The organism is Carboxylicivirga sediminis, from assembly GCF_018156225.1.
GTDB lineage: Bacteria > Bacteroidota > Bacteroidia > Bacteroidales > Marinilabiliaceae > Carboxylicivirga > Carboxylicivirga sediminis.
In genome coordinates this window covers 1-1,741 of the sequence record NZ_JAGTAR010000086.1, presented here as the reverse complement: position 1 = coordinate 1,741, position 1,741 = coordinate 1, and the positions used below count along the sequence as shown (strand labels likewise).

Below are 1,741 nucleotides of genomic sequence, written 5' to 3'. Positions count from 1 at the left end.
TTTTGTCTTGTTATTTACCTATATTAGCATGATAAGTAGACAAAACACCTGAGCACAATAAAATGTATATGGACAAGTTTATATACTCTGGTGTTGTAACCCATTTGAGAAAACCGAGAAACTTTAGATATGTTTAAAAAAATAAAGAAACATATGGATGATAGAGCGTTTAAAACATTAACTGAATTTATTGAAAGAATTCCTGCAATAAATCCTTCTATCTCGAAAGGAACAGATGAAGATGGGATTTGGTGGGTAAAATTCTCTATCGACATTGAGCATAAGTTAGCGTGGAATGTAGTGCAAGAACTTGGCTGTATAGTGAATTACCTTTCGATAAATGAAAGATTACCAACTGTTTTTTACCCTGTTTCTCCAGCTCCTTATATGAATGGTGGTCCCGAAGATTTTCTATCTTGGGTGATTGAAACAAAAGATAAAGATTTTAAACCAGGTACATTAAAGAAATGGTTAGAAGGGCGTTTACCAAATCCAGTTGATGACTTGGGAGAATGGAATATGGAATAAGTTATTATTTCGTTTTCATTAGAACTAAATCGTAAATAAAAAATGGAAAAAGATATAATTGATTGGCTCAATAATATAGAACAACAGGATGGAACTCCGCCTGATACTGTAGTTGCCTTTAATTTAGGATTAATGGAAAGTGACCAAGGGTATATGATGTATTTCGTCGGTGCTTTTGAATATTCAGAGGACGATGACGATTGGGCTTGCATAGAACCACCTTCTAAACCATATAGATATTTTAGATTGCCCGATAAAGTTCAGAACGAATCATGGGAAGCAATACTTGACCTATGTATAAACACATTGTCAGTACTAGAAAATGATGGTAGTTTAAATACCACATTGATTAAGAATGCAAAAGCCATCACGACTGGATTTGATGAAGGCGAATTGATAAAAATAAGATAAAAACGGGTTACAACAAACCGCAATAAAGCATAGCAGGCGGCGGTGCAATTTGGTTGGGCAGACTCCCGCAGATTGTCTAGTCGTCCTGCGGACGGACAATCCCCGAGACTCTGCTACAGCTTCATGCGGTAGGCCGTTGGCAAACATTACCCAGATAAGTCAAATCGATTGAGGCAGAGGGTTTAATGCTGATTAAAATAAAAATAACCAAAGGTATGAGAATGCAAAACTACTTAAGAAAATATTTCTCAATAGCATTTTTACTATGCGGCGTTATAACTTTTGGTCAGAGTAGTGATTCCCTAGAAATTATTACTCTAGTTAGACAATCAGATTCACTACGCCGACAAATGAATTTTGAGAAAAGCCGAGACGTTGCAGAGCAAATATTAAAGACTGATAGTACTTTTTGTTTTGCTTACATTTTACTTGGAGTTACGTATGCACGATATGCTTATGAATGCTCAAACCAAAAAAGTACACTGGAAGGACATATGATTTATTGCTTAGCTATTGATATGTTCAGAAAATCAAAGCAAATTGATAATAAATGTACTGAACAAGCTAATAAGTTTATTGAGACTTATTCACAGTATCTATTGTCAGATTTAGAAATTTTCACCGGAGTTAATGAAGGAGAGGAAGTGATGATTGAAGGGTGGATAAATCGAAAAACCATATTTCGTTATAAAGACTAAAAAAAACGTTTGCCAATAACTAAGCGTTCTGGCTGGTTGAAAACCAGAGTCTGAACGCGGTGTTGCCGACAACCGGTTAGAAATCACTATCTATGGGGATTGAT

General features: G+C 35.5%; 3 protein-coding genes. All 3 read left to right on the top strand.

Features of this window, described 5'->3' with window-relative positions; all coding sequences use genetic code 11:
- The first annotated feature begins 129 nt into the window (after positions 1-129).
- A complete protein-coding gene (locus KDU71_RS22715) occupies positions 130-528 on the top strand; it encodes a hypothetical protein (protein WP_212193424.1) in 399 nt (132 codons plus the stop codon).
- A gap of 42 nt (positions 529-570) precedes the next feature.
- A complete protein-coding gene (locus tag KDU71_RS22710; RefSeq protein WP_212193423.1) occupies positions 571-939 on the top strand; it encodes a hypothetical protein in 369 nt (122 codons plus the stop codon).
- Between the two features lie 221 nt (positions 940-1,160).
- Positions 1,161-1,637, top strand: coding sequence for a hypothetical protein (locus KDU71_RS22705; RefSeq protein ID WP_212193422.1), 477 nt, complete (start codon positions 1,161-1,163; stop codon positions 1,635-1,637).
- The last annotated feature ends 104 nt before the right edge of the window (positions 1,638-1,741 follow it).